At 55.7% G+C, this 3430-nt stretch carries 6 protein-coding genes; all 6 read left to right on the forward strand.

Annotated elements, in window-relative coordinates; all coding sequences use genetic code 11:
• Positions 1-486 (forward strand): polymorphic toxin type 43 domain-containing protein (locus BMY53_RS25180; RefSeq protein ID WP_143074255.1); only part of this gene is annotated, 486 nt, incomplete at its 5' end.
• A 1-nt stretch (position 487) separates the two neighbouring features.
• Entirely contained in the window at positions 488-913 is a 426-nt protein-coding gene (locus BMY53_RS25785) for a hypothetical protein (RefSeq protein WP_143074256.1), read from the forward strand.
• Between the two features lie 18 nt (positions 914-931).
• A complete protein-coding gene (locus BMY53_RS25185; protein ID WP_092949922.1) occupies positions 932-1402 on the forward strand; it encodes a hypothetical protein in 471 nt (156 codons plus the stop codon).
• Between the two features lie 214 nt (positions 1403-1616).
• The gene (locus BMY53_RS25190) at positions 1617-2003 is read left to right on the forward strand and encodes an SseB family protein (RefSeq protein ID WP_177201053.1); all 387 of its coding nucleotides are present in this window, start codon (positions 1617-1619) and stop codon (positions 2001-2003) included.
• A gap of 225 nt (positions 2004-2228) precedes the next feature.
• Entirely contained in the window at positions 2229-2555 is a 327-nt protein-coding gene (locus BMY53_RS25790; protein WP_143074257.1) for a hypothetical protein, read from the forward strand.
• A gap of 1 nt (position 2556) precedes the next feature.
• Positions 2557-2949 carry a hypothetical protein gene (locus tag BMY53_RS25195; protein ID WP_143074258.1) on the forward strand — a complete coding sequence of 131 codons (393 nt, stop codon included), beginning with the start codon at positions 2557-2559 and terminating at the stop codon, positions 2947-2949.
• Positions 2950-3430: the final 481 nt, after the last annotated feature.

Here is a 3430-nt window from a genome sequence, read left to right on the forward strand (position 1 = left end):
GTTCAGTCCGAGGCTTTGCTGCTTCATGCCTACATCCTCGCAAGCCTTGGGCCATCAGGCAAGATGGCCGGCAGAGTTTTGCAGACCTTCCCTAGCTTGGGCGCGACGTCCCGGACGGGCCCAAACAACCCTTGGGGAGGCGGTGCTGGGCCGATACCCGGAACGATTGGGGTCGCGCCCTCAAGCGAGTCTGTGGCAGCGTTGCGGAACTACTTCCCCGGCAAGAACGTGGAATATGTATTCGACCCTGATTCCTCAACTTTCCTTGTTGGCAACGGAATGAAGCATTCACCACTCGCCGAAGCGCTTGGCGCTGATACAAATAGAGTCGTTGGCGGTATATTCTCTCGCGGCGCGAATGGAGAAATCCTCTCTACTGAGGGGAGTGGTCATTTCTGGCAGAATTGGACCCCGGAGGTTCGTCAGCAGTATGTCGACTTTATGAACTCAAAGGGCTTCACAGTTGTCCACCATGAGGGGCATTAAATTGAACTCGCAGCAATTTAAGGTGCTTGAGATTTCCAATGGCGTACGCGTTGGTTGCTCAGAGTCCGGAAAATGGCTGGTGGAAGCAAAGAACGGAGTATTTCCGTTGCAGGAAACCACCGACTTCTGGCGGGTGGTCGTTCTACTGGAACGCAAATACTCTGACGTTAAATCAATGTTTGAAGAGTTTGCCCACGAATGCGCACCCTCGAGCCCGTTCCCGTACTGGAGACTTGTAGGCGCTGGATTGGGATTCAAAACCGAACAATGGGCGAGTTTGGCTTTAAATTGGGTGCCGGAATTGCAGCCGGAAGAACTGCTACTGATTAAGCCCGCGCTTGAGGATGTGGCAAGCTCCAAATGGGCGAGTCAGAAGAGTCGTCAACTCGCAGATAAGTTTGCAAAGCGCGCGATTCCGGTTGCATGATTTGGCAATACCGGCGGTTTGGCAGATGCAGCGGCTGCAGACAAGTCCTACGGTGTCGCGTTCTTCGGCGACAGTAACCTTGGCTACTACACGCGCGACGGTGCGACCATCGGGCGCTCGGGCAAGTCGTTCTTCATGATGCCGCTGGAGGACTCGGCGATGGTTAAGAACGCCGCTGACGCAGCCCTCTATATGGGTCGGGCTCCGTCGGCCGAATCGGCTTATCTGAATGGTGGCGACATCTACGGGCTCAGCTTCCCGACTAATGGCATGACCATCACGCGACCAACTGCCGCAGATGCAGGCGGTTGGCCGCACTTCCTGGAGGGCGGTAACACTGCGGTGCGGCTTGGTGATGGGCCGAACGCGGGTTATCTTGTCAACCCGACTCGTGAATTCGTCATTCCGGGTGGCAACCAGGTACCGAGCGGGTCTGTTCTGTTCCAGCTTGGCCCGAACGGCGAGTGGATACCGATGAAGAGGTTCTGATGATGGAATGGAAAGACAAGGGGTGTCCAGTGTGCCGCGGACTCTGGGAGGCGGGGCAGCGGCCCCCGGAGCTATCCGTTCGATATGACCTTCACTCGCGGCTGCATCAATGCTCGGCCTGTGGAACATTTTGGGAGCAACACGAGCGCTATGCGGACACCATTGGCGAGCAGCAGGCGCGAGGTCTCTATCCAGATGCTTTTGGGAGCGTGACGTGACCGATGAGTTTGCACCGTTGAACGACTTCGAGTCCAGGTTGGCTCGAGCCCAGCGTGGAGAGTTTGCGGTCAAGGATGTGCTAGCGAGCCTCGCTGCCGCGGAGCTTGCGCTGCCGAGCGCCGCGCCGGTTCAAGAGGATTGGTCCGGCTTCCAGCCGTTGCTGTTCTCCAAAGACGGAGTGCCCATGCTGGCTTGCTTTTCAGCCAAGGAACGGGTGACGGACTACGCTGCGATGACCCCCTACTGCCTCGCCATAAAAGGCCGAGAGCTGCTTCGCAGAATGCCCGCAGGACATGGCTTGGTTGTCAACCCTGGACAACGTGTCGGCTTTGATATTTCGCCGGAGGGTATCGCCCAGATAGTGGACGAGTTCGCTTCGTAGCGACTAGACCTGCCACCGACTGCACAAAGTCCGCCGTGAGCGGACTTTCTACTTTTGGCAATACAGCAGAGGCTGCCTTGCTTCAGCGCAGTGAATTACGGCGCCCAACGGACGCGTAATCTCGGTAGTGAGGCAAGACGGTGTCGTGATTCCGGTCGACAAGGTGGAGGTGTACGCGCGCGGTGGTTCCCCAAATCCATCGCTGGAGCTGTCCGAGCTGCAAGCGTGCAGAACAGAAAAGCATTTGACCTCGACCCCGGAAATCAGGTGCGTATCGACCAACTAAAAAATATGCAGCACAATTTCGAGCGTTCGCAAGCTATGGCACAGAACTTCGAAAGCATTGGCCTCAAGAACACTCTCGAAAATAATGACCTCATCTTGAGGAATTTGCTTGAAACCGGGCAATCGGTAACTCCGACCAATCGGGTCTGGGTGCCTGGCACGCTCACCGGACCAAATGGTTCGTTGCGAGTCAATAGTACTTGGGCCATATTGCCAGACGGTACAAACTACCTTTCAACACTCAGGTTTATGCCGATTGGAGATTAAGTTGCCTACAAAGATTGAAGATTTGGTAAGGCAGGTAGAGTGCCTTGAGGACTACGAGCAAGCTTCTCAAGCGCTCATGGACGTGGTTCATCTCGAACCTGCGACGGGCGGCCGGTTGGCGTTGAATCTGTTGCGTTCGACGGCCGGAGATGTGCATTTGCGCGCCTTTGCCTTTAGCATGCTTTATCGAGCCAATAGGGCTGTTGCTTATGAATATGCCCGGAAAAATTCGGGCTTATGTGAAGCGCCCGTATTTTTGGCAATGCTTGGTGAGGTCGTGGAAGATGTAGGCCTGCTGAATGAATCCACAGAACTGCAGCAAGTTGTTGCAGACCTTCGGTCGGCCATTTCACATCGAACCGACAGCGAGGGGCTAGCGGTCAAATTCGTCTAACTTACGGCAACACGGGCACTCACGGCCTCACGGTTGAAGTAAACAGCGGTGTACTGTCCCTGGGTCAAGGCAAGCCAAGAAGCGGCTGTGAGAGCCAGCAAAGGGTCAGGCACTGACATGGTTGCGAGCGCCATGCAGCGACTCGCGCGCGAGGGCGTGGAAGTCAATAGCGTGGAGGCATGCTGGCTGCACCCGAGTATTGCTGGGAAAGGCAACTCAGTGAACTGGTCTGAATTCATGTCGAACAGAGCCTCTGGGCTGTCACTTGAGGACTCAGCAAGAGCCGCCTGGACAGGTAGCTTCTTTAGCAACTATGGGTTCAAAAATCCTCAGGAATTTGTGCTTGGCAACAATGCGATTGAGCTAACTTTTGGCCGATGAGAGGCAATGAACCGCCCCGGCAATCGCGGAGGCCTGTTGGTTTAAGTCAGACGGTCGCGGCCTGACCAGCGCGTTGTCGATGGTAGTTGGCCTCGAACTC

Source organism: Roseateles sp. YR242, from assembly GCF_900109745.1.
GTDB lineage: Bacteria > Pseudomonadota > Gammaproteobacteria > Burkholderiales > Burkholderiaceae_C > Roseateles.